Origin of the sequence: Paraburkholderia sp. (assembly GCF_035501035.1) — a bacterium.
Classification (GTDB): domain Bacteria; phylum Pseudomonadota; class Gammaproteobacteria; order Burkholderiales; family Burkholderiaceae; genus Paraburkholderia.
Map to the genome: position 1 here is coordinate 1 of NZ_DATJWR010000100.1, position 5,179 is coordinate 5,179.

Below are 5,179 nucleotides of genomic sequence, written 5' to 3' on the forward strand. Positions count from 1 at the left end.
GCCACGACAAGCCCGGGTAGATCGGCAGCGCTCCCGACAGCATGCTCAGCCCATAGGCGGCGGCGACGAACAGCGCAACGAGCACCGAGAGCAGATTGCGCGTGTAGTACCCGCGGGCGACGAGATAACCCGCGTATCCGAACACAATGCCGCTCGCTCCGATGTGCACCGTCCAGGGCGCGCCAAAGATCCAGGCACACAGGCCAGCGCCGAGCATTGCACCGGCGGTGGCTTGCCAGAAGTTTGCGATGCGAGGCCACATGCACAGCCAGCCGAGCACGAGGAGGCCGCTCGTGTTGGCCATGATGTGCGCGAGGCTGGCGTGCAGCCATGGCGCGAAAAGGATGCCCTGCAAACCGCTCAACGTGCGCGGCACGACGCCGTGGCGGTTCAGGTTCAGGAATGGCATGGCGGCCGAGACGAGGAAAGTCGCCCACATCGAGCCGACGAAGAGCGCGAGCACGACGACGCGCGCCTTCAACTGTTCGATGGGGGATGGTCGGCCTGTCGGTGCAGTGCTGGAGGTCGAGACGTTGAACCTGGCCATGGCGATTGCGCAAGTACGGGGTTGGGAGTCTGGGCGGTGCGAAGGGGTATTTTGAGGCCCGGCGTGGTGGGAGGGAAATGTTTCATGGACTTCGGGCAGTACCGCGTGCGCCGCGACGTGTAGGGGCGGCGCTACACATCTCATGTGTTCTGCATTTTCGTGCAGCCCCGTTTTCGGTAAGGCAAACGTTTGCATGACATGGACTCGCCGGAATCTTGATATACGTCAAATGAGCGTGTCGCACCCCCTGCTAGCTTTCCGCAATCTCAAAAAAGCAGAGCGGTACGGGGCGCGACATGCAACACCACACGCTGGACCTGGAAATCGGGCAGCTACTTTCAGGGCCGCCGCTCGCGTGCGGCCCGGACGTGCCGATTCGCGAAGCGGCACGCCTGATGGCCGGGCGGGGCTACAGCGCCATCGTCATTATCGAAGCGGGGCTGCCGGTCGGCATCTGGACAGAGCATGACGCGCTCGCGCTGGGCGACGATGCCGCCGCGCTCGCGCGGCCCATTAGCCAGGCGATGAGCCATCCGGTGCGGGCACTGCCCGCGAGGACGCGCCTGCGCGACGCCGCACTGCGCTTCAAGCGCGAGGGCATACGCCATTGCCTCGTGGTGGACGAGGCGGGCCGCTCGCTAGGCATCGTCACGCAAACCGACCTCGCGATGAACCAGGGGCTCGAGTGCTTCCTGCGCCTGAAGACGGTGGGCTCCGTCAACGCTCCGATGCCGCTCGTGCTCGATGCGTGCTCGCCCATGCGCGAGGCCATGCAGCACATGCGCGCGCGGCGCCTGAGCGCGCTCGTCGTGAGCTACCCGCAAGGCGATTACGGCATCGTGACCGAGCGCGACGTGGTGCGCCTCGCGGCCGCCGGCGCGCTCGACGGCACGGTCGGCGCGCGCGCCAGCCGGCCGCTGCGCTCGCTCGTGCATTCGCAAAGTCTTTATGCGGCGCGCCAGTATCTGGTCGAGCATCGCATGCGCCATGTGGGCGTGATTGACGACGACGGAAGCCTCGCGGGCCTGCTCGATCTCTCGCATATCCTGCACGACATCGAAGACGAATTCGTGCGCGAGCTGCAGGTGGCGCTGCGCGAACGCGACGATGCGCTGCTCGCCTCGCGCGCGAACTTGCGCCTTGCCGACCAGGTCGTGGAATCGACGCTCGACGGCGTGATGATCACCGACCTCGACGGGACCATCGAGCGCGTGAATCCGGCCTTCACGCGGCTCACCGGCTATGCGCAGCACGAGGCGCTCGGGCGTAACGCCAGCCTGCTCAGCTCGGGCCGCCAGGGCCCCGCGTTCTACAGTGCGCTTTGGCGCAGCCTCAAGGAGACCGGCTACTGGAAGGGCGAGATCTGGAATCGTCGCAAGGACGGCACGGCCTACCTGGAATACCTGACGATTTCCAGCATTTGCGACCCGGCCGGCCGCTGCACGCATTACGCCGCGATCTTCGCGGACATCACGCAGCGCCGCGAGACCGAGGAGCGCCTGAGCCACCTCGCGACGCACGACGCCCTGACGGGCCTGCCCAACCGCACGCTCTTCACCGAGCGCCTCGCGCTCTCGCTCGCGCGCTCGCGCCGCTCGGGAAAGCGCGTTGCGGTGATGTTCCTCGACCTCGACCGCTTCAAGCTCATCAACGACACGATGGGCCACGGCGTGGGCGACGAAGCGCTAACCGTGATCGCGGCGCGCCTGCGCGAAGCAGTGCGCGAAACCGACACGGTGGCGCGCCTTGGCGGCGACGAATTCACGCTGCTGATCGAGGACATCGAGGACATTCGCCACGTCGGGCAGATCGCCCAAGGGTTGCTCGCGCGCGTGGGGGCCGCGATGCATATCGACGAGCAACTGCTGTTCGTCACGCCGAGCATCGGCATCAGCATGTATCCGGACGATGCGTGCGACCCGAGGCAACTGCTCATGCTGGCCGACCGCGCGATGTACGAGGCCAAGGTCGCGGGCAAGAACAATTTTCGCTTCTTCGCCGCGCCGATGACCTCCTCGGCGATGGAGCGCATCGTGCTCGAAAGCGAGCTGCATCAGGCGCTGGAGGCGGGCGAACTCGTGCTGCATTATCAGCCCGAGTTCGAGGTGGCGAGCGGAGAGCTCGTCAACATTGAGGCGCTCGTGCGCTGGCAGCATCCGCGCCGCGGGCTCGTGCCGCCCGACCAGTTCATTCCGATTGCGGAGGAATCCTCACTGATCGTGCCGATGGGAGCGTGGGTGCTGCGCGAGGCCTGCCGCCAGGCGCGCGAGTGGCTGGACGAAGGCTTCGACTTTGGCCGCATCAGCGTGAACCTCTCGGCGCGCCAGTGCCTGCACGACGGCTTCCTGCATCAACTCACGACCATCCTCAGCGAAACCGGCTTGCCGGCCGCGCGGCTGCAACTCGAACTCGTGGAGAGCATGGCGATGACGTCGAGCCGCGGCGGCATAGAGGCGCTGCTGCAGGAGCTTGCGGCGCGGGGCATCAGCCTTGCGATCGATGACTTCGGCACGGGCTATTCGTCATTCAAATATCTGCAGTCCTTACCGGTCGACACGCTCAAGGTGGACCGCTCGTTCCTCGCGGAAATGGTGGCGCCGGGGGGCGGCGTGCCGGCTCGCAGCGTGGAGAAGAGCGCTGCACGCGACCGCCCGATCGTGCGAGCGATTGTGGCGATGGCGCGCTCGCTTGGCGTGATGGTCGTGGCCGAAGGCGTCGAGACGCCGTGGCAACTGGCGTTCCTGCGCGAGATTGGCTGCGATCGTGCACAAGGCTTCCTGCTCGCAAGACCCGCACCGGCCGAGCTGATGCCGCGCACACTCGCCGTGTGCGCGGCAGGCTGAAGGCAAATTCCTTTCCCCTCTAGCCGATGTATCTGGAGAACTCCGTGACCAGCAACGACGAGATGCTGCTGCACTCGATGACCGCGCTCGTGAGCGCCCATGGCAAGGCCATATCGCGTTTCGGCGCGAGCATGATCGTGATGACGAAGTTCGTCGAGGCGGTGCTGCCGCAACTTTCCCCGGCGCAAATCGAGCGCACGATCCTTGCGTTTCGCGCGCAGGTGGGCGAGGCGATGGCCGTTGCCGACGACGTCCGGCTGCCCGGCGAATACCGCGCGACGCTGATCGAACAGGCGAATGTGCTGCTCAGCCGGCTGGGCGGCGACGCCGCCGGGCCGTATCGAGGCACTGAGGCAGGCACACGGCAATGAGCGAATTGACGATTCGAAAAGGGCTGCTGCTCGTGCTGTGCACGTTCGCGGCGATGCTGGTGGTGGGGGCGGCGGTCGGCGTCCTGATGATCGGCCGCGCCGACGACTCGGCACGTTTCATCCACGAAGTCGCACGTCAGGATGCGCTCGCGCTCGCGTTGCGCGAGGACGCGGCGCTCGCGCAAACAGCATTGGCGCGCGGGTATCAGGCGGCGAAGGAAGACGGCGATGCCGCCGCGCGCGAGGATGCACAAAAGCGCGCGCAGCAGGACACACGCAAGCTTTTCGACGAGGCCGCGAAGTACGGCGCCGCGCTGCGCGAGAGCGCGCCGTTCGATGCGCAGGCAGCGCAGCAACGCGATGCCTTGCTCGGTGCATGGGCGGCACTCGTGGACTCGCTGCAACGCTCGGCCACGACACTGGAAGGCGGCGACACGGCGGCTTATGCCGCGCTTGCGGCTGGCGACGTGACGAAGGCGAACGCGCAATTCTCGGCGGCCGTGGTCGCGTTGCGCGAGCACGCCGATGCCGCCACGCGCGCCGCGCTAGCCGAAGGCGAGCGTGAGCACGAATGGGTGATGGCGATGGTGGCGGTGGGCCTGCTGGGCGCACTGGTGCTCGTCGTCGCCACGCATCTGGCGCTGCGTCGCCTCGTGAGCGCGCCGCTTGCCCAGGCGGTCGCCGTGCTCAACCAGATTGCCGCGAACGATCTCTCGGTGGCGATAGATGGTGGCGGGCGCAACGAAATCGGCCAGCTGCTCGGCGCGATGCGGCGCATGCAGAGCGGTTTGAGCCAGACGGTGCGCAGCGTACGCACGAGTTGCGACGCCATCAATACCGGCGCTCGCGAGATCGCGGCCGGCAATCTCGACCTGTCGAGCCGCACGGAGCAGCAATCCGCTTCGCTGGAGCAGACGGCTTCGAGCATGGAGCAGCTCACTTCGAGCGTGCGCCAGAACGCCCACCATGCCAACGAGGCGAGCGCGCTGGCTACGGGCGCCGCCGACGTCGCGCAGCGCGGCGGGCGCGTGGTCGAGCAGGTAATCGAGACGATGGAGGCGATCAGCCGCAGTTCGGGCAAGATCGCGGATATCACGGGCATCATCGACGGTATCGCGTTTCAGACCAATATCCTCGCGCTCAATGCCTCGGTCGAGGCCGCGCGCGCGGGCGAGCAGGGGCGCGGCTTCGCGGTGGTCGCGGGCGAGGTGCGCATGCTCGCGCAGCGCAGCGCCGCGGCGGCGCGCGAGATCAAGTCGCTGATCGACGCTTCAGTGCACGACGTGCGCAACGGGCGTGCGCTGGTGGGCGAGGCGGGTTCGACCATGGCCGAGATCGTCGCCTCGGTGGACAAGGTCTCGGGGCTGATGAGGGAGATTGCCTCGGCGACCGTGGAGCAGAGCGCCGGCATCGAGCAG

General features: G+C 67.0%; 4 protein-coding genes. 3 read left to right on the forward strand and 1 reads right to left on the reverse strand.

The window, feature by feature from the left end; all coding sequences use genetic code 11:
• Window positions 1–547, reverse strand: a 547-nt coding sequence (locus tag VMJ11_RS07405; RefSeq protein ID WP_325618447.1) for a rhomboid family intramembrane serine protease, incomplete at its 3' end; no start/stop codon positions are given.
• A gap of 296 nt (window positions 548–843) precedes the next feature.
• Here VMJ11_RS07405 and VMJ11_RS07410 point away from each other — a divergent pair.
• The 3 genes from VMJ11_RS07410 to VMJ11_RS07420 all read left to right on the forward strand — a co-directional run.
• On the forward strand, window positions 844–3,390 hold the full coding sequence (locus VMJ11_RS07410) for an EAL domain-containing protein (RefSeq protein WP_325618449.1): 2,547 nt from the start codon (window positions 844–846) through the stop codon (window positions 3,388–3,390).
• A gap of 44 nt (window positions 3,391–3,434) precedes the next feature.
• Window positions 3,435–3,761, forward strand: a complete 327-nt coding sequence (locus VMJ11_RS07415; protein ID WP_325618452.1) for a hypothetical protein — start codon at window positions 3,435–3,437, stop codon at window positions 3,759–3,761.
• Window positions 3,758–5,179: methyl-accepting chemotaxis protein (locus VMJ11_RS07420; protein WP_325618454.1), on the forward strand; the 1,422-nt coding region annotated here is incomplete at its 3' end. The genes VMJ11_RS07415 and VMJ11_RS07420, both read left to right, overlap by 4 nt.